The organism is Micromonospora sp. GCM10011541, assembly GCF_042650725.1.
GTDB classification, from domain to species: domain Bacteria; phylum Actinomycetota; class Actinomycetes; order Mycobacteriales; family Micromonosporaceae; genus Micromonospora; species Micromonospora sicca.
This window is the reverse complement of record NZ_JBHSBP010000008.1, coordinates 1-16,928: the sequence shown is the minus strand read 5'-3', so window position 1 is coordinate 16,928 and position 16,928 is coordinate 1. Positions and strand designations below refer to the sequence as shown.

General features: G+C 71.3%; 18 protein-coding genes and 2 pseudogenes. 11 read left to right on the top strand and 9 right to left on the bottom strand.

Annotation, left to right across the window (positions count from 1 at the left end):
* Positions 1 to 55 precede the first annotated feature (55 nt).
* The gene (gene rfaE2 / locus ACFOYX_RS02760) at positions 56 to 1,993 is read left to right on the top strand and encodes a D-glycero-beta-D-manno-heptose 1-phosphate adenylyltransferase (protein WP_322443609.1); all 1,938 of its coding nucleotides are present in this window, start codon (positions 56 to 58) and stop codon (positions 1,991 to 1,993) included.
* Positions 1,990 to 2,868: a glycosyltransferase family 2 protein gene (locus ACFOYX_RS02755; RefSeq protein WP_109802399.1), complete on the top strand. Its 879-nt coding sequence runs from the start codon at positions 1,990 to 1,992 to the stop codon at positions 2,866 to 2,868. Before rfaE2 ends, ACFOYX_RS02755 begins: the two co-directional genes overlap by 4 nt.
* 8 nt (positions 2,869 to 2,876) lie before the next feature.
* On the opposite strand, the gene ACFOYX_RS02750 is transcribed toward ACFOYX_RS02755, so the two are convergent.
* Genes ACFOYX_RS02750 through ACFOYX_RS02740 form a run of 3 tightly spaced genes read right to left on the bottom strand, consistent with a single transcriptional unit; the run spans position 2,877 to position 5,031 of the window.
* Positions 2,877 to 3,983: a glycosyltransferase family 9 protein gene (locus tag ACFOYX_RS02750; RefSeq protein WP_322443610.1), complete on the bottom strand. Its 1,107-nt coding sequence runs from the start codon at positions 3,981 to 3,983 to the stop codon at positions 2,877 to 2,879.
* Positions 3,984 to 3,991: 8 nt separating this feature from the next.
* Positions 3,992 to 4,528 (bottom strand): Hsp20/alpha crystallin family protein, encoded by a 537-nt coding sequence (locus ACFOYX_RS02745; RefSeq protein WP_109804453.1) that lies wholly within the window; start codon positions 4,526 to 4,528, stop codon positions 3,992 to 3,994.
* A complete protein-coding gene (locus ACFOYX_RS02740) occupies positions 4,525 to 5,031 on the bottom strand; it encodes a DUF2231 domain-containing protein (protein WP_109804454.1) in 507 nt (168 codons plus the stop codon). The genes ACFOYX_RS02745 and ACFOYX_RS02740 overlap by 4 nt, the downstream gene beginning before the upstream one ends.
* 156 nt (positions 5,032 to 5,187) lie before the next feature.
* On the opposite strand from ACFOYX_RS02740, the gene ACFOYX_RS02735 reads away from it, so the two are divergent.
* From ACFOYX_RS02735 to ACFOYX_RS02725, 3 genes and pseudogenes are all read left to right on the top strand, one after another.
* Positions 5,188 to 5,805 carry a pyridoxamine 5'-phosphate oxidase family protein gene (locus tag ACFOYX_RS02735; RefSeq protein WP_322443611.1) on the top strand — a complete coding sequence of 206 codons (618 nt, stop codon included), beginning with the start codon at positions 5,188 to 5,190 and terminating at the stop codon, positions 5,803 to 5,805.
* 180 nt (positions 5,806 to 5,985) lie between these two features.
* A complete protein-coding gene (locus ACFOYX_RS02730; RefSeq protein ID WP_322443612.1) occupies positions 5,986 to 6,615 on the top strand; it encodes a hypothetical protein in 630 nt (209 codons plus the stop codon).
* Between the two features lie 125 nt (positions 6,616 to 6,740).
* A pseudogene (locus ACFOYX_RS02725) lies at positions 6,741 to 7,190 on the top strand (SRPBCC family protein); the annotation flags it as partial.
* A gap of 425 nt (positions 7,191 to 7,615) precedes the next feature.
* On the opposite strand, the gene ACFOYX_RS02720 reads toward ACFOYX_RS02725, so the two are convergent.
* Positions 7,616 to 8,098, bottom strand: coding sequence for a MarR family transcriptional regulator (locus ACFOYX_RS02720; protein ID WP_322443613.1), 483 nt, complete (start codon positions 8,096 to 8,098; stop codon positions 7,616 to 7,618).
* A gap of 84 nt (positions 8,099 to 8,182) precedes the next feature.
* Here ACFOYX_RS02720 and ACFOYX_RS02715 point away from each other — a divergent pair, with 84 nt between their 5' ends.
* Positions 8,183 to 8,407, top strand: a complete 225-nt coding sequence (locus tag ACFOYX_RS02715) for a hypothetical protein (protein ID WP_109804458.1) — start codon at positions 8,183 to 8,185, stop codon at positions 8,405 to 8,407.
* Between the two features lie 50 nt (positions 8,408 to 8,457).
* On the opposite strand, the gene sigJ is transcribed toward ACFOYX_RS02715, so the two are convergent.
* Complete coding sequence (gene sigJ / locus ACFOYX_RS02710) at positions 8,458 to 9,342, bottom strand: RNA polymerase sigma factor SigJ (RefSeq protein WP_322443614.1); 885 nt, start codon at positions 9,340 to 9,342, stop codon at positions 8,458 to 8,460.
* A gap of 103 nt (positions 9,343 to 9,445) precedes the next feature.
* Between sigJ and ACFOYX_RS02705 the strand changes: the two genes are divergently transcribed.
* Positions 9,446 to 10,216 carry an SDR family oxidoreductase gene (locus ACFOYX_RS02705; protein ID WP_322443615.1) on the top strand — a complete coding sequence of 257 codons (771 nt, stop codon included), beginning with the start codon at positions 9,446 to 9,448 and terminating at the stop codon, positions 10,214 to 10,216.
* A gap of 222 nt (positions 10,217 to 10,438) precedes the next feature.
* The gene (locus tag ACFOYX_RS02700; RefSeq protein WP_201749898.1) at positions 10,439 to 11,110 is read left to right on the top strand and encodes a TMEM175 family protein; all 672 of its coding nucleotides are present in this window, start codon (positions 10,439 to 10,441) and stop codon (positions 11,108 to 11,110) included.
* 385 nt (positions 11,111 to 11,495) lie between these two features.
* Here the strand turns inward: ACFOYX_RS02700 and ACFOYX_RS02695 are convergent, their stop codons facing one another.
* Both ACFOYX_RS02695 and ACFOYX_RS02690 read right to left on the bottom strand, forming a co-directional pair.
* Positions 11,496 to 11,720, bottom strand: coding sequence for an SHOCT domain-containing protein (locus tag ACFOYX_RS02695; RefSeq protein WP_109804461.1), 225 nt, complete (start codon positions 11,718 to 11,720; stop codon positions 11,496 to 11,498).
* 145 nt (positions 11,721 to 11,865) lie between these two features.
* Entirely contained in the window at positions 11,866 to 12,240 is a 375-nt protein-coding gene (locus tag ACFOYX_RS02690; RefSeq protein ID WP_322443616.1) for a hypothetical protein, read from the bottom strand.
* Between the two features lie 223 nt (positions 12,241 to 12,463).
* Between ACFOYX_RS02690 and ACFOYX_RS02685 the strand changes: the two genes are divergently transcribed.
* Positions 12,464 to 13,156, top strand: a complete 693-nt coding sequence (locus ACFOYX_RS02685; protein WP_322443617.1) for an AAA family ATPase — start codon at positions 12,464 to 12,466, stop codon at positions 13,154 to 13,156.
* Between the two features lie 728 nt (positions 13,157 to 13,884).
* Here ACFOYX_RS02685 and ACFOYX_RS02680 read toward each other — a convergent pair.
* The gene (locus ACFOYX_RS02680) at positions 13,885 to 14,223 is read right to left on the bottom strand and encodes a hypothetical protein (RefSeq protein WP_322443618.1); all 339 of its coding nucleotides are present in this window, start codon (positions 14,221 to 14,223) and stop codon (positions 13,885 to 13,887) included.
* An 878-nt stretch (positions 14,224 to 15,101) separates the two neighbouring features.
* Between ACFOYX_RS02680 and ACFOYX_RS02675 the strand changes: the two genes are divergently transcribed.
* Positions 15,102 to 15,722 (top strand): hypothetical protein, encoded by a 621-nt coding sequence (locus tag ACFOYX_RS02675; RefSeq protein WP_322443619.1) that lies wholly within the window; start codon positions 15,102 to 15,104, stop codon positions 15,720 to 15,722.
* A 464-nt stretch (positions 15,723 to 16,186) separates the two neighbouring features.
* Here the strand turns inward: ACFOYX_RS02675 and ACFOYX_RS02670 are convergent, their stop codons facing one another.
* Positions 16,187 to 16,381, bottom strand: coding sequence for a DUF1737 domain-containing protein (locus tag ACFOYX_RS02670; RefSeq protein WP_322443620.1), 195 nt, complete (start codon positions 16,379 to 16,381; stop codon positions 16,187 to 16,189).
* Between the two features lie 244 nt (positions 16,382 to 16,625).
* Between ACFOYX_RS02670 and ACFOYX_RS02665 the strand changes: the two are divergent.
* Positions 16,626 to 16,868 (top strand): annotated as a pseudogene (locus tag ACFOYX_RS02665) (sigma factor); the annotation flags it as partial.
* Positions 16,869 to 16,928: the final 60 nt, after the last annotated feature.

Genomic DNA, 16,928 nt, shown 5'->3' with positions numbered 1-16,928 from the left:
TCCGGCGGCGGCCGACCCAGGTTTGAGCGGCAGGCCTACGGGGACCCCGGAAGGCATGGCAGGAGCAGCAGCGGAAGAGCGCCGGCTGGCCACTGTGGTGGCGGACTGGCAGGGGCGTCCCGTGCTGGTGGTCGGCGACGCCATGCTGGACGAGTGGCGGTTCGCGGAGTCCGAGCGGCTCTGCCGCGAGGCGCCCGCGCCGGTCCTCACCCTGCGGCGGCGCCTCTCCGCGGCCGGTGGAGCGGCGAACACGGCGGTGAACCTCGCCACCCTGGGCGGCCGGGCCGTGCTGGTGGCCCCGGTCGGCGCCGACGTGGCCGGTGACGAGCTGCACGACTGCCTCGACCGCGCGGGCGTCTGGGACCGGACGGTCAACCAGCCCGGCCGGCCGACCCCGGTGAAGCGGCGGATGCTCGCCGGTAACCAGATCCTGCTGCGCGAGGACTCCGGCGACCCGGACGACGCGCTCGACGACGACGGCGTGGCGCGGCTGCTCACCGCGCTCGACTGCGCGACCGAGGAGCTGAAGGCCGCCGCGGGCGGCCGACCGCCGACCCTGGTGGTCTGCGACTACGGGCTGGGCGCGCTGCCGGCGGCGGTGCGCGCCTGGCTGGTGGCCAACCGGGACCGCTACGCCACCGTGGCCCTCGACGCGCACGACCTGGCCGACTGGCGCGGCCTCAACCCGACGGTGGTGACCCCGAGCTTCGCCGAGGCGGCCCGGCTGCTGGCCCGCGCCGCGGTCGGCTTCAACGCCGACCCGCGCCCCGCCCCCCGGGAGCACGCCGGCCCCGAACTGCACCTGGACCACCCGGTCGACGACCCGGCGGACGGTCCCTCCGAGCTCAGCGTCGGCACAGCCCCCGGCGGGGCGGGCGAACGCCCGACCGGCACCCGGTCGGCGGACGCCCACCCGCGCGCGGCGGACCGGGGCGCGAACTTCGGCCCGGCCGGACGGCGCGGGGGCGGCGGGCCGACCGGGGAGCCGACGCCCGGCGAGGACCGGGTGGCGATGACCGGCGACGGGCTCAGCGTGACCGGCACCGGTGTCACCGTTAACGCGGCGGCCGGCGAGGGGGTCGACCGGGCGGTGCTGGCCGAGTCACGCCTGGCCGAGCTGCGCGCGCACACCGGCGCCGACGTGGTGGCGGTGACCCTGGACACCGAGGGTGCGGTGGTCGGCGGGGCCGACGGGGAGCCCCGACGCAGCCACAGCACCCCGGTACCGGCCAGCCACGCGGTCGGCGCCGGGGACGCGTACCTGGCGGCGATGACGCTGGCGCTGGCGGCCGAAGCGACGCTGCCCACCGCCGCCCAGCTCGCCCAGCTCGCCGCGACCATCACGGTCTCCGACACCGGCACCTGCGTGTGCCGGCGGGAGGACCTGCTGGAAGCGCTGGGCGCCGGGCGGGACGAGACCGGCCATCCGACCCTGGTCGGCGCCGACGAGCTGGCCTCGATCGTCGAGGACCACCGGCGCTCCGGCCGCTCGGTGGTCTTCACCAACGGGTGCTTCGACGTGCTGCACCCGGGGCACGTCCGCTACCTGACCCAGGCCCGCGCGCTGGGCGATCTCCTGGTCGTGGCGGTCAACTCGGACGGCAGCGTACGCCGGCTCAAGGGGCCGGACCGGCCGGTGAACCCGGTCGAGGACCGGACCGCCCTGCTCGCCGCCCTGGAGTGCGTCGACCACGTGGTGGTCTTCGAGGAGGACTCGCCGGCGCCGCTGATCGAGGCGGTCCGCCCGGACGTCTACGTCAAGGGCGGCGACTACCCGCCGGAGATGGTGCCGGAGGCGCCGCTGGTCCGCCGGCTGGGCGGCCAGGTGCGCACCCTCGGCTACGTGCCGGACCGGTCCACCTCGGCGATCATCGACCGGATCCGGGCGCAGTCGGCCACCGGCAACGGCGCCGCGGCGCAGTCCGTCAGCGGCAACGGCGCCGCGCCCCAGCCCTCGACCGTCACCGACGGCGCGCCCGGCAGGCGGACGTGAACCGACCGCTCGACCTCGGCGCGCCCGCGGAGTTCCGCCGGCAGCGGCAGCTCGACGTGCTGATCCCCACCCGCAACCGCCCGGCCGAGCTGGCGGTCACCCTCTCCGGGCTGGCCGCCCAGGAGGGCGTACCCGACTTCGGGGTGGTGGTCAGCGACCAGTCCGACGACGAGGCCGCGTACCTCCACCCGGCGGCGGCCACCATGGTCCGGGCGCTGCGCCACCGGGGCCACCCGGTGCTGCTGACCCGCCGGCTGCCCCGGCGCGGGCTGGCCGAACATCGCGCCTACCTGCTGGACCGGTCCGTCGCCCGGTACGTCCTCTGCCTCGACGACGACGTCTGGCTGGAGCCGGGCACGCTGTCCCGGCTGGTCACCGCGATCCGCGAGCTGGGCTGCGGATTCGTCGGCAATGCGGTGCACGGCCTGTCCTACGCCGACGACGTGCGGCCGGACACGCACGGGCACTACGAGGAGTGGCAGGGCACCCCGACCCCGGAGCGGGTACGCCCCGGCACGCCGGCCTGGGACCGGGCGCAGATCCACCCGGCGGCGAACCTGCTGCACGTCACCGAGAAGCTGCGGCTGCCGGCGGGCGCGTGGCGCGCGTACAAGATCTCCTGGATCGGCGGCTGCGTGCTCTACGACCGGGCGAAGCTGGTCGACGCCGGTGGCTTCGAGTTCTGGCGGCGGCTGCCCGAGCGGCACCAGGGCGAGGACGTGGCCGCGCAGCTCGCGGTGATGGCCCGGCACGGCGGCGCGGGTGTGCTGCCCAGCGGGGCCTACCACCTGGAGACGCCGACCACGGTGACCGAGCGGGACGTGGAGGCCTGGGAGGTCGTCCTCACCGAATCCGACACCCCGCAGCCCGCCTGAGCGCCCGATCAGCCGCGAAGCAGTTCGCGGGCCGCCTCGACCACCTCGACCGTGGGCACGTCGGCGACGAAGGAGTCCCGGTGCGGGCAGTCGCCGTCGCCGGGGCGGTGCGGGTAGATGTCCCGGGTGCAGTCCATGCCGCAGACCGGGCACTGCGTCGTCCAGGAGGCGATCGGCCGGTGCCGGGCGCGCAGCGGGGTGGCCCCGTTGATCAGGTTGCCGATCCAGAAGACGCCGACCGTCGGGGTGTCGACGGCGGCGGCCAGGTGCAGCGGGCCGGTGTCGTTGGAGACCATCAGCGCGCAACCGGCGTAGCAGGCGGCCAGCCCGCCGAGGCTGAGCGTGCCGACCTGCGGGCGTACCGGCACTCCGGCCGCCGCGACCACCGCCTCGACCACCTCGCGCTCGGCGGGCGTGCCGGTGACCAGCACCTCGTACCCGTCGCCGACCAGGGCGCGGGCGACCTCGCCGAACCGCTCCGACGGCCAGCGCCGCCGGGTGTCGGTGGCCCCCGGATGCAGCGCCACCCGGGGCTGCCGCGGCTCGCCGAGCACCCGCCGGGCCTCCGCGCGGTCCGCCTCGGTCACCGCGAGGGCCGGGACGATCGTGGTGGCCGGCGCCCCCACCAGGGCGGCGACCTCCAGGTAGCGGATCACCTCGTGCTGGTAGTAGACGTACCGGATCCAGCGGTCCAGCGGCGGGGCGTCCTCGGCGCGTGGCCCGGCGGTGACCCGGGCGCCCAGCCCGGCGACGAGCGGGTTGGAGTTGCGGCCGCCGCCGTGCAGCTGCAACGCCAGGTCGAAGCGTTCGTCGCGGGCCGCGGCGAGGAAGTCGTCCAGGGCGGGGCCGGCTTCGTCGGGGCCGGGGTCGCGGATGCCGGGGGCGGGCGGGACCACCAGCACCCGGTCCACCGGGCCGGGCCGGTCGCGCCAGAGCTTCGCGTGCCAGGGCGCGCCGAGCAGCACGATCTCCGCCGACGGGTACGCGGCCCGCAGCGCCGCCAGCGCGGGCAGGGTGAAGATGAAGTCGCCGAGCGCGTTGGCCCGCAGCACGGCGATCCGCTCGACCTCGGGCACCCGCTCGCCGACCGGCCCGAGCAGGGACGGGATGTCCACGCGCGCCGCTAGGGCCGGTCGATCTCGTCGACCGTGGTGTCCGGGTGGTGCATCTCCCGGTCCGCGGCCGGATCGGCCAGGGTGGTCGTACCGGTGCGGGCGGGTCGGGAGCCGGTGCGCCCGACGGTGATGGTCCGCGGGGCGGGCCGGGACGCCCGGGGAAGTCGGACCCGGAGCAGGCCGTGGTCCATCACCGCGTCGATCCGGTCCGGGTCCACCCGGGACGGCAGGTCGACCCGATACTCGAAGCCGCGCGTCTCGAAGCCGCCCGGGATGCCCTGGTCGGCGTTGACCTCGGCCTCCGAGCGGGCCCGGACGCAGAGCTCCCGGTCGTCCAGCTCGACGGCCACCTCCTCCGGCGCCACCCCGGGCAGCCGGGCGACGACCTCCCAACCGTCGGCGGTCTCGGTCAGTTCGACGTCGGGCGAGGCCGAGCGGCCGCCGACCAGGCGGCTGAGCTCCGAACGCAGCGACTGCAGCTCGCCCATCGGGTCCCACCCCTGCTGGCGGCCGCGCCAGCCCCGACCGCTCGACTGTTCCGTCATCGCACGTCTCCGATCCGCTGGTTGGCCGTGGGGGGTCGCAGCGAGCTGGGAGCGTTCAGGTCGGCCTGCGGGTCGACCCCGACGCCGAGCCGGTCGACCAGCTCACCCCCGAGCCAGGCGCTGATGCCGAGGATCGCCACGGCCACCACCTCGATGGCGATCAGGGCGCCCCCGGCGGCGCGGGAGTCGGCGTTGAGCCGGACCACCCAGATCGCGGCGAAGAGCAGGATCACCGCGACGTTGGCGGCGGCGTGGGTGAGGCCCACCCGCTTCGCCCGGGTGCCGGTGGGGAGGGCGAGCAGGTCGACGCTGCCGGCCGCCGCGGCCAGCAGGCCCCCGATCAGACCGACGGTGATGTTCCAGTACGCCACCTCGCCGAGGAGGTCGGGCCCGCCGACGGTGTCCACCACGTCGAAGATCACCGCGGTGACCAGGAGCGCCACCGGGAACATCACCAGCATCGGGTGCACGGGGTGGCCGAGCACCTTCAGTCGGCTCTCCATGGTGGCCTCCATCGTCGCGTCCGAGCGCGCTGCGGCTTAGGCGGTACCCGTCGGGCTCCCGGGGAAACCTCGCGTTCGACGCACTCGCCTAGGCTGGTCGCGGCGGGGCCGGCCGTTCCACCGGCCCACCCGGGTCAACGGACGGGGGAGGAACACGTGACGGCGGAGATCACCTCGCACGAGGAGCTGCGCGAGCTGCTGGGGACGCCGATGCCCCGGGCCGTGGCCAAGGAGCGGACGGTGCTGCACGAGCGGGACCGGCAGTGGCTGGCCGCCTCGCCGTTCTGCCTGGTCGCCACGGCGGGCGCGGACGGCAGCTGCGACGTCTCGCCGAAGGGCGACCCGCCCGGCTTCACCCTGGTGCTGGACGAGACGACGATCGCGATCCCGGAGCGGCCGGGCAACCGCCGGGCGGACGGGTACTGCAACATCCTGGACAACCCGCACGTCGGGCTGATCTACCTGATCCCCGGGCGCACCGACACGCTGCGGATCAACGGCCGGGCCCGGCTGGTCCGGGACGCGCCCTACTTCGCCGACATGGTGGTGCGGGGGCACCGCCCGGTGCTCGCCGTGGAGGTGCGGGTCGAGCAGATCTTCTACCACTGCGCCAAGGCGTTCCTCCGCTCCGAGCTGTGGCAGCCGGAGACCTGGCGGCCGGAGGCGCTGCCGTCCCGGCCCCGGCTGATCAAGGAGGTGGAGGCTCCCGTGGAGAGCCTCGCCGACCTGGAGCGCCACTACGGCCCGGAGTACGCCACCCGCATCTACTCCTGATCCCTCGCCGGCCTGCTCTGGGTGGTCTTCTCCCCGGTCCGCGCGCTGCGTGAGCTGCCCGAGCCGGCGGCGGACGGCTGACGTTTGGGCGGCCGGCTGAGGGTACAGATCAAGGGACGGCCCACCGCGCCACGCGGCGCTGTACCCCCTGGACACGGGTCGAGGAAAGGATGATGTTCGATGCCGACGCAGAACAGCTCGGGGCGCGGCAGCGGTTCCACCGCGACCAGGAACCCGCCGGGTAACCAGACCCCGAACACCCCCGACATCAGCGAGAGCGAGATCGCCCGCCTCAAGGTCGACGAGCTGCGCAGCCGGCTGCGCAGCCACGGCGTCACCGACACCGCCGACATGCACAAGGACGACCTGGTCAAGGCCCTGGTCAAGAACCTGCGTGACGGCTCGGGTCCGCGGGGCGGCGCGGGTTCGTCCGGTGGCAGCGTCCGCACCGGCCAGCACACCTCGAAGTCGATCAGGTACTCCCAGGAGATCACCTCGATCGACGACGAGCCGGACCGCCCGGGGCGCAGCCTGGTCACCACCGACCACGAGGTGATCCGGCGGTGGGCCGAGGCGCGCAAGGGCGTACCGACCACGGTCGACGGCAGCGAGCACGACGGGCACGCCGGGGTGCTGCGCCTCGACTTCCCGGCCAACGGCCGCGAGGCGCGACTGCGCGAGATCAGCTGGGACGAGTGGTTCCGCGCGTTCGACGAGCGCCGGCTGAACTTCATCTACCAGGAGGAGCGCTCCGACGGGAAGCAGAGCAACTTCTTCCGCCTGGAGAGCCCGGACCGCGAGGACGGCTGAGACTCGGACGCGGAGCCTTCCCCCGCGTCCGTCTTTTGTGCCCGGAGACGTTCCGATTGAGCGCCCCCAGCCCGGGTAGGAAGTCCTGTGGACGCGAGAAGACGACTCACCGACAAGGAGTGCCCATGACCACGAAGGTCGAGAAGTCCATCGAAGTCAACGTTCCGATCAGCACCGCCTACAACCAGTGGACCCAGTTCGAGGAGTTCCCCCGCTTCATGGGGGGCGTCCAGGAGGTACGCCAGCTCGACGACAAGCGGATGCACTGGGTCGCCGAGATCGCGGGCGTGAAGCGTGAGTGGGACGCCAAGGTCCTGGAGCAGGTCCCGGACCGCAAGGTGGCCTGGGCCGCCACCGAGGGCGCCACCAACGCCGGCGCCGTCTACTTCCAGCCGGTCGGCACCGGCCGCACCCAGGTCCGGCTCTCCCTCGAGTACGAGCCCGAGGGGCTGGTCGAGAAGGCCGGCGACAAGCTGCACATCGTCGAGAAGCGGGCCGAGGCGGACCTGGAGAAGTTCAAGTCGTACATCGAGAGCCGGGGCACCGAGACCGGCGCCTGGCGCGGCACGATCGACGAGGGTCGCAACCTCGGCACCCCGGGCGTGGAGCACGCCGCCTCCTCGCGGGGCGACGACGGCAAGGCCGGCGTCTCCGGCAAGGCCGTCGCGGCCGGCGCCGCCGTCGCGGGCGCGACCGCGGCCGGCACGGCGGGACTGGCCAAGCGGCGGTCGAGCGACGACGACACCGCGCGGGAGATCGAGACCGAGTACGTGGTGACCGACGTCCCCACGCCCCGGACCTTCCCGGCCGACCCGCGCCGCAACCTCTGACGCGCGTCACCTCCCTGCCGGCGTGAGCCCGGCGGGCCGGCCCGCAGCCGAGCCCGCCGGGCTCACCCGTGTCCATGGTCGCCGACGAAGGGTGCTGCCGGTGGCGCCTCGTCCGGACGCCAGCCGGCCCCACGATGGGCGGTACGCCGGGCGGTAGCGGCTGCGCCGCGCTACTCCGCGCCGGCGGCGCCCGGCGGCGCCTTCGACGCCTGCCGCGCCGCCTCGATGACGTCGGTCAGCGTGGCGTGCAGGCGCTTGAGGTCCTCGACCGGCATGCCCAGCCGCTCGACGATGGCCGGGGGGATCCGCTCGGCCTGGCCCCGCAGCGCCCGGCCCTGGGCGGTGAGCGTCACGGCGAGGCTGCGTTCGTCGGCCGGATCGCGCTCGCGCCGGAGGTAGCCGGTCGCCTCCAGCCGCTTGAGCAGGGGCGACAGGGTGCCCGGGTCGAGTTGCAGGCGGCGGCTCAGCTCGCGTACGGACAGGGGTGCGTGCTGCCAGAGGGCCAGCATCACCAGGTACTGCGGGTGGGTGAGTCCCATCGGTTCGAGCAGCGGGCGGTAGACGGCCACCACTCCCCGGGCCGCGACGGAGAGGGCGAAACAGACCTGCTGTTCCAGCGCCAGCGGATCATCGATGTCGCTCAGGTCACCCATCCGATCGGTCCCTCCCTCTCGCTGTTACCGTACCAATAGTTTGCGTACCAATCGTTGGACTACCAATGGTGAGGGGTGGGACACATGGCGGAGGAGCACAAGACTCCGGACGATCAGGGCAAGGGCGGCCGGATCCTGGATTGGGTCTACCGGAACCTTGCCGGCCCCGCGACGGTCGACAACGCCGTCCACGGCGGCTCCCAGGAGGCGCGCGAACAGTGGAAGCGGGACCTGGAGAAGCGCAAGCAGTGGAGCCGGGAGCAGCGCGAGCGCAAGCGCGCCGAGCGCGAGGCCCGCCGCGGCCGCTGACCTGAGTCCCCGGATCCGCGACGGGCACCCTGCCACCGCCGTGCTGCTGGTCAGCCGTCGAGGACGGACAGGTCGAGCTTGCCGAGCCGCTCGGGGTCGGAGAGCACGTCGATCGCGACGATCTTCCCGGCCGCGACGGTGAAGCCCATGACCGAGACCGGCCGCCCCTGTACGACGACCACGACCCCGGCGGCGCCGTTGACCAGCGCCGGGCGCGCGAACGGGGAGAGCCGCCCGAAGGTGAGCGCCTGCCCGGCCACCGTGCGCGCGCCGGTGAGCACCACCGTCTGACGGGCCCGCGTGAGCCCGCCGTCGGCCCGCAGCACCACGTCGGGGTGGAGCACCGAGACGAGCGCGTCGAAGTCGCCGTCGTGGGCGGCGGCGAAGAACGCGCTGACGACCTCCCGCTGACGGCTGGCGTCCGGATCGGGCTCGGGGGCCTGCCCGCGTACCCGGCGGCGGGCCCGGCTCGCCAACTGCCGAGCGGCGGTCGGGGTCCGCTCGATCATCGGGGCGATCTCCTCGAACGGCACGGCGAACATGTCATGCAGCACGAACGCGAGCCGCTCGGCCGGCGTCAGCGTCTCCAGCACCACCAGCAGCGCCAGCCCGACCGAGTCGGCGAGCACCGCTTCCCGCTCGGGGTCGACGCCGGACTCCGGGCTGATGATCGGATCGGGCACCCGCACGTCGAGCGGCTCCTCCCGCCGGTGCGCCCGGGCCTGCAGCATGTTCAGGCAGACCCGCGCCACCACCGTGGTCAGCCACCCACCGAGGTTCTCCACCTCGCTGGTGTCGGCGCGACTGACCCGCAGCCAGGCGTCCTGGAGGGCGTCGTCCGCCTCGCTCGTCGAACCGAGCATCCGGTACGCCACCGCCCGCAGCCGGCTCCGCTGCTCCTCGAAACGCTCGCTCAGAAATTCGCGCTCATCCACCGGTCACATCCCCTTCTCGCCGGGTGTCACAGCGGTAGACCCACGAAACACCGCCGATGTGACCGGGAGATCGACTCCCGGACCGAACGAGTTTGGAGCAGCCATGACGTCACCCATCCTGGTCACCGGTGGCACCGGCACCCTCGGCCGCCTCGTCGTACCGCTCCTGCGCGAGGCGGGCCAGGACGTGCGGGTGCTCAGCCGGGGCCGGCACCAGCCGGGAAGCAATGCCGCACACGTCACCGGCGACCTGCTCACCGGCGCGGGAGTCGAGGCCGCGGTGGCCGGCGCCGAGACCGTCCTGCACCTCGCCGGCGGGCCCAAGGGCGACGACGAGGCGACCCGGAACCTGGTCCGGGCCGCGTCGCGGGCCGGGGTGCGGCACCTGGTGTACATCTCGGTCATCGGCGCGGACCGGGTCCCCCTCAGTTGGCTCCGGTCGAAGCTGGACGCGGAGCGGGCGATCGCCGACTCCGGCCTGCCCTGGACGACGCTGCGGGCCGCCCAGTTCCACGACCTGACCCTCACCATGATGGAGAAGATGGCGAAGCTGCCGGTGATACCGGTCCCGGGCGGGCTCCGGCTCCAGCCGGTCGACGCGCGGGACGTGGCGGCCCGGCTCGCGGAACTGACGCTCGACAAGCCGGCCGGCCTGGTGCCCGACCTGGCCGGCCCCCGGGTGTACGGGATGGCCGAGCTGGCCCGCGGCTACCTGCGGGCACGCGGCAAGCGCCGCCCGATGCTACCGGTACGGATGCCCGGGAAGGCCGGCCGGGCGTACCGGGCGGGCGAGAACCTGACGCTCGACGGCGCCGACGTGGGCGCGCGGACCTGGGAGGACTTCCTGGCCGAACGGGTGCAGCCGGCCCGCTGAGCGCCGTAGCGCGGCGGGCGTCCCCGGCCCGCCGCGCGTCCCGCGCTCACTCCCGGTCGACCGCCGCCACGATCACCCACGCCAGCGGGCGCGCGAGGCGCCCAACCTACGACCTCGCGCAACCGGCGCACAGATCGGTGCCTTGACCACAAACGGTCACGGGTTGGATGACACGCGGCTCGGCTCCGCAGCCAGCGGCGCTACGTGTCTCAGTCTTGGGCGATGGCAGAACCTGTTCGTGGACCAGGAAGGTCGACGGCGCTCGGCGTGGCGCGCAACCCCGCCCGGCTCGTCGCCTTCAGCGACGCGGTCTTCGCCATCTCCATCACCCTGCTCGTCCTGGAGATCCGCCCGCCGGAGGACACCCGGCACCTGACCCACAGCCTCGCCGCGCTCTGGCCGTCCTACCTGGCGTACGCCCTCACGTTCCTGCTCATCGGGCAGGTGTGGGCCAACCACCACCTGATGTTCGACCACCTCCGTGGCGTCGACTGGGTGGTGCTGCTGCTCAACACCCTGCTGCTGATGAGCATCGCATTCCTGCCATTCGCCGCTTCCGTTCTGGCCGCCGCGTTCCGCGAGGGCCACGGGCAACGGACGGCCGTCGTCTTCTACGGCATCGCGCTCGGGCTGGCAGCCTCGCTGTTCAACGCCATCTGGGGGTACGCGAGCCGAGGTCACCGGCTGCTCGACACCACCGTCGATTCCGCCGGTGCGAGAGCCATCAGCAGGCGGTTCCGGCTCGCTCCTCTCTGGATCGCCGCCGGAACCCTGCTCGGCGCCCTGCTCCCCGTCCTCGGCGTGGCCATGATCACCGCGTTGATCCCCTTCTACTGGCTGCCGATCCGCGGCGAGCTCGCCAGGGAGAGGCGCCGGCGCGGCGGCCGGGAGTGACCCGACGAGGACGTCCCTGCCTCGTCGGCGCGGGTGCATTAGGAGATCGGGGTCAGTCGCGGGTGTGTCCTGGCGGGAGCGGGTCTTCGTCGGGCCGAACGGGGAGCGGGCGTGGACCAGGGGGTTGCGGTGCAGGGCGGTGATCAGGGCGGCGTGCCGCCGATATCGGTCCAGGTGTCGTCCCAGAGGGCGGAGACATGGGGGTCTAGCAGCGGAAACGGCTCTCGGCATCTCACACCGCTCCCTCGCTGTCCGTCGACCTCTGCGGACTAGATGGGGACCGCTCACGTCGCTCCCGGGAACATCATCTTGGGACCAGATGCTGTCGCATTCCCTGCTGTCCCCTCGGCGACGGGCACGCGCTGTGACTCACTCGCCGAGGGCATTACTTGTCGAGGATGCGGGCCTTCTGGGCTTCGTACTCGGCTTCGGTTAGCGCGCCGGTTTCCTTGAGCTGGTGCAGCTTCTCAAGCAGGACAACCGGGTCATCGTGCGAGCGCTGCCCGCCGACCTCCTCGCCGATCTTCCTCGCGAACCAACTGTCGTGGGCCCGGCCCCAGATGAACGAGACGATGGCTAGAACGATGATGACCGGGATGATGACCTCCATGGCGCGTAAGCGTAGAGAGGCTGGGCAACATTTGGCAGGCAGGCGGTGACCTGGCTTGACCTGCACCGTCGCACCGGTCCACGTCCGGCTAGATGCGGACCGACCACCTATCGGGGCGGTCCAGAGCGTCAGCTCGCTGGCGTCATCAGAACAAGGAGATGGGCGGGTCGCAGGGGCAATGACTACTCCACTCCGACGTCCTAAGGAGCACCATGCCGGCGGCAAGGATTCCGATGACTGTGCCCGTGGTCCAGGACGTGAGCATGGCCGCCAACAGCTTGTCCCGGTCGCCTCGTCTGAAATGTCGGATTGCGACGCCCACTGTGACCACGGATCCGACAATGCTTGTCAGGGTCGACAGACCCACCGCGGCTGCGGCACGGTCGGCTGGGTCTTCAGGGTCAACCAGGAACACGACCAGAAAGACGGCGGCGGCCAAGGCGTGACCTATCAAGCCATAGGCGGCACCGCGACGAGGGGACAGAGCGCCGACGGTGACGGGGCCGGCTTTGTCCACCACGTTATGACGATACCTACTGGGCGGGAACCGTCGGTTTGGAAGAGCATGCTCAACCGGTCGTGATGGCCAACACGCCTAAGGTCAGTGGCCGAGCTAATTGGCTCTGGTGCCTGCTCATGACCGCTGCAGGCCGCTGCTTCTGGCCCATGGGTGGCCCGTGACGGCCTTGGTGTTCACGCTCGGCACGTCGAGAGCACGACTGCGGGTATGCCAGGATCGGTGGATGTTGGTGAGGGAACGGCCGGTGGTGGTCGTCGTGTGCGGGTGTCCGGGCGCTGGGAAGACCACCATTGCCTCTGCAACGGCTGGCCGCTTGGGTATCCCGTTCCTGACTCGGGACGAGATCAAGACAGGTCTTGGGCTGTCCTCCGCCTGCGTCGCCGAGGACGGCGGCGTCCGGCTCGAGCGGGACTTCCACGTTGCCGGCGGTCCCTTCAGCCTCCGCGCTGAAGCCGTGATGGTCGACGCAGTCCGGCTGCTCGCGGCCTCGGGAGTGAGCCTCGTCGTAGAGTCCTCGGTGTTGTCCCATGAGCTGCTAGCTGTATTGCTCGCGTGCGGTACCCGAGTGCTGGCTGTTCACGTCGTCGCCCAGGAGGCGGTCATCGGCCGGCGACTTGCTGCTCGGGCGGCCGAAGGCGGGGGAATCGACCAGCAGCTCCTATCTCTGTTTCAGCGGGGCGAGATGAAGCGGTCGATTTTCGAACCGCCGGAGGGAGTCGACGCCGTCGTTGAGATCGACACCTCAGACGAGGGAGTTCCGGCCACCGAAACCATCGTGGCAGCAGTCATCGCCCTGGTTGAGTCGCAAAGAGCGGGAGGCGGCATGCGACCGAGCGAGCCAGCAAGGAACCATCGAGTACAGCCGGCAGGTATCTGGCGTCCTGGCCAGTCGGTGGAATCGCTTCGCCGGAGTTGAGCGAGGCGTCAAGCTGCGCAACAGTCGTCAGCGGGGTCGCCGCTCAGCGGATCTCCTCGTCGGGTAGGCGTAGACCAGCGGCCACTGTGGAGCCAAGCGGCAGAACGGACCGTTGGGCCGACGCCGGCCCGGTCCTCGCCAAGAGCCTTGATACCCCGGTCCATCCACCCAACGACTACCGCTCGTACCGGTAGATCATCCGACAGGCGGACGTCCGGCAGGTTCGCCTCCACGACCTGAGGCACACGGCGGCCAGCGTCGGCACATGTGGCCCCGGAGATCGCACGGGAAGCCGGGTCACGGCTGGAGGGGACGCTGTGGTCGAGTGCGTGACATGTTGGCTGCTCGGCTGGCTGCTCGGCTCTTGAGCGCCATGGAAAAAGGCCCAGGTCATGGTCGGCGATCTAGCCGGTGACCTGGGCCTTACTCTGGAGCCGCCTGACGGAATCGATGCGTCGACCTACGCATTACGAGATCAAGTTGCCCACCACGGTCTACCTGCCCGAACCTGGTTTGGCCTGCGGAAACCCCCTCTCGGCACTTCTCAGCGTCAGCGGTCGAAGGTCGACCTCTTGAGGACTGGATGAGGACTGAGGCAGGCCAGGTGTGCGGGCATTTGATTCGTAGGACCGTCCGGTGTGGGCCGCTACCCGCTTCGCTCCGTCACTGACCCATAGCCGGCGTTCATCCGATGGCGGCTGCTGTCGTGCTGCTGGGTCAGGCTGGGGTCAGCGTTCAGCTGCGGGCGCTGTCCTACTCCGCCGGTGCAGCCACATGACGCCGGTGACGATGGTCGCGGCGGCGAACACCATTCCTACGAGGAACATGAGGTCGTCGCCCTTGCTTCCACGCTCGAAGAGGACATCGCTAAGGGCCATGATGGCGAAGAACAGCCCGAGGCACAGATAGGCGCAGGCGGCGAGCCGGGGTGCGACCAGCCACTGCCCTCGCCAGCGAATCGCACCGGGCTGGTGGCGGCTGCGCACCAGCATCGCAACACCGACGGCGACGTTCAGGCCAGCAACAACGCCGGTGCCGACGGCGAAAGCTACGTCCAGCGTTCCCATGGCCGCACGGTACGGCACCACGACGAGGCGGCACTTCAGCCGTTCGACGTCGAGCCTGCGACCGAGGGATTATGAGATCAAACTGCCCGTCCCACCAACCTGGGCGCACGGCGGCTCAGCAGCGAAAACACCTCTCGACGTCTCACACCACTCCCCCGCTGCCCGTCGACCTCTTGCGGACCAGATGCGGACCGTCGCGCAGGCGCGGTCACCTCGGAGCGCTGAGGACCTTCCGCCCTTGCGCTTTTACTGGGCGGGGCCAAACAATCTTGCCGTGCCCGAAGGCCTAGGTCCGTTTGTATGCATCCTGATTCTGCTGTGCGTGTGGTCAAGCGTGATCAGTGCACTGCTCGGCCGCCTGAACTCGTGGGAGGCAGTACCAGGGGCGTCGCCGTGGCGGTTCTGGGGACCGGGCATCCTGGCGTGGTCATGGCCCATCGTCGTGGTCGCGTGCTCCCTCCTGGGGTTCATCACGCCCTGGGCCGTCTACCTCCTGGTCCTGGTTCCACTGGCGCTCTTGGCCGCAACCGCACTGACTGTGGTGGAGTTCCGACGTCGGCGTGCTGAGGACCTTGTGGCGGAGACGCCGCGGCGCGTGAAGGAATGACACCAGCTCGGCAGGTTGGCGCAGTGCCGCCAACAGCGGATTTCTCGACGGCCGGGCCTGGGGTTTAGAAGAAGATCGGAGCGGGCTGGTGGGGGAGCCGTTCCCCTGCTCAACCCGTCCGTCACTGTCGGATGGTGTCGGCGTTGGCTGGTGGTCTTGGCTGTACGGATGGCTGTACGGGTCGGTGCCTCAACTATCGGCTTGGGCCACCCCGGGAGCTTGGTGATCGCGTGGTTCACTGTCGCGCATGACGTGGCGAAGGACTCGGTCCGTGGTGGCGGTCATCCTGGCGGTCATCCTGGCGGTGGTGGCCGTCTTTGCTTGGAGCTGGTGGCACAACCACCCGCCGTACGGTCCGGAAGCGCTGGCCATCAAGTCCTCAGTCAGGTTCGTCAGCTACGAAGAGGCTCGGACTGCGCTCGGCGAGAATGCCGACGCGCCGCTGGCCTCCGGACGCGACCAGCTGGTGCTCGGCCGGATTTCCTGGCAGGACCCGCCTAAGCCACTCGATGGCGGCTCTTTCGCGATCTTCCTCATCGACAAGCGCACCCACCACAAGCCGGAGGTCATTGCCGTGTCTGCGCCGCAGGAGGCCGTCGGCCTCGGGAGCGCCGGCGTCGACAACAAGATCGAAGAGCGCTACCCCTGGCTACGAGGTGCGGGCTCCCTCAAGGTCCGGGACAACGAGTGGCGGGACAACGGCGGCAGACTTGGCGTGGCCGACGAGAACGCTTCGCCGCTGACGTTCGTCGCGCTCTTTCCGTACCTGGAAAAGCCGGATCGGGAGCCCACGATAGCCACCGCGCCGGTTGCGATGTCGGACCTGCTGTTGGCCCTGGTCTACATGGGACCGGACGGACAGGTGTACTGGGCACAGCGGCTCCAAGGTTAGCTAGGGGATCTCCTCGTCGGGCAGTCGTAGACCTTCCAGCCTCCTCGGACGGGGCCAAGGTGGAGCGCCCTACCGGACGAACGACCTTGGCCCCGTCCGAGGAGGCTGGTAGCCCTTGTGGTGTCCGGCGAGGTGATCCCCGGCGGCATCTCTGAGGAGGGCCGGGGTTCGGGGCGGAGCCCCGAGGTCTTCGTGCTCCTTGTCGTCCGTCAGCGTGGCCGGCCGGCCCGGCCGATGCCAGCCGGAGGTCGCCAGCAGGCCGGGGCCGGGCCGGCGCGGCCCGCTTTGCGGGCCGCCTTGATCTGATAGAGCGCAATTCGGCAACGCAATGCGGTCTGAGTCCTCCGTCGACCGATACGCAACGCTCGTCCGCCAACTGATCTGCGACACAGTCGGCGCGCGGAACGCGACAATTCAGTGTGTCGGGGCGCCGAGCCGAGGCTCCTGGCAGGTGTCGTGAGCGCTCACTCCTCTGCGTTGCTCGGCCAGACAAGAGCCTGTGCGACGATCACTCGCTCCCCGTTGAAGGTAAGTGCCGGGCCGCCATAGAGGTGGAACCCGAGGCCAAGGGCCTCACTGACCCGACGGCAGAACGTCTCGTCGTCAGGTCCGGTCAGGACGCGGTAGCGCGGCAGGCCATCGGGTGGCTGGTCGATCATGGCGCAAGCCTGCCAGATGAACTTGGGACTCCTTGCGAACGACCCGAGCAGCGGCCAGATCCGGATGTCGGATCAGAGGCCGAACGCTGCTCGGCAGGTGTCCATGCCGGGGCGCGAATGGGAACCCCGAGATCGACTCGATCACCGCGAGCTACTGCGTCCGCGAAGTCGGATAGCGGGTCGAACGGCGAAGGGTCCATCGCTGCGGAGCCCGCATCGCGCCGCACGGGCTAGATTCGGGATCATGCCCTTGACCGCGAACGACGTCGACCGGTTCGAGGCCTCCAGGCACCGCCTGGAGGCCATCGCCTACCGCCTCCTCGGCTCCGCTGGGGAGGCCGAGGACGCCGTGCAGGAGACGTTCCTGCGCTGGCAGGCCGCCGACGTCGACCGCATCGAGGTCCCCGAGGCCTGGCTTACGAAGGTGCTCACCAACCTGTGCCTCAACCAGCTCACCTCCGCGCGGGCACGGCGCGAGACCTATATCGTTAACCGGAAATTCGGTGCAGGTCAGGCCGGGGGGTAACGGGCGACGCGCCGTGTAGAT